The following is a 751-nucleotide window of genomic DNA, read 5'->3' as shown; positions in this document are numbered from 1 at the left end:
CAGAGTTCGCGTGTTTGTAGGTTTGTGTGTGGCCAAGATGTTGAGGGCACACGGTGGATGCCTGGGCACCAGGAGCCGATGAAGGACGTGGGAGGCTGCGATAAGCCTCGGGGAGCTGCCAACCGAGCGTTGATCCGAGGGTGTCCGAATGGGGGAACCCCGCACCAGTCATGTGGTGTGACCCGCGCCTGAACACATAGGGCGTGTGGAGGGAACGTGGGGAAGTGAAACATCTCAGTACCCACAGGAAGAGAAAACAACCGTGATTCCGTGAGTAGTGGCGAGCGAAAGCGGATGAGGCTAAACCGTTTCCATGTGATACCCGGCAGGGGTTGTGGGAGCGGGGTCGTGGGACCGATCGTGTCAGTTCTGCCGGACTGGCGGGGAGTGAGAAAGCGTAGTTGTTAGTGGAAGGCCTCTGGAAGGGGTCGCCGTAGAGGGTGAGAGCCCCGTACACGAAAACGCTGCGCCTCCTTGTTGTCGTGTTCCCAAGTAGCACCGAGCCCGTGGAATTCGGTGTGAATCTGGCGGGACCACCCGCTAAGCCTGAATACTCCCTGGTGACCGATAGCGGACGAGTACCGTGAGGGAAAGGTGAAAAGTACCCCGGGAGGGGAGTGAAATAGTACCTGAAACCGTGTGCCTACAAGCCGTGAGAGCCGTGAAGCCGCACTTCGTGTGCGGGCGGTGATTGCGTGCCTTTTGAAGAATGAGCCTGCGAGTTAGCGGTACGTGGCGAGGTTAACCCGTG

The 751-nt window shown here is 59.0% G+C and carries 1 rRNA gene; it reads left to right on the top strand.

Going from position 1 to position 751, the window contains the following annotated elements:
• Positions 1–30 precede the first annotated feature (30 nt).
• Positions 31–751: ribosomal RNA gene (locus WA616_RS24365) — 23S ribosomal RNA — on the top strand; the annotation flags it as partial.

It is taken from the genome of Geodermatophilus sp. FMUSA9-8 (assembly GCF_037034165.1).
Taxonomy (GTDB): Bacteria; Actinomycetota; Actinomycetes; order Mycobacteriales; family Geodermatophilaceae; genus Geodermatophilus; species Geodermatophilus nigrescens.
This window is presented reverse-complemented; position numbering and strand designations above follow the sequence as displayed.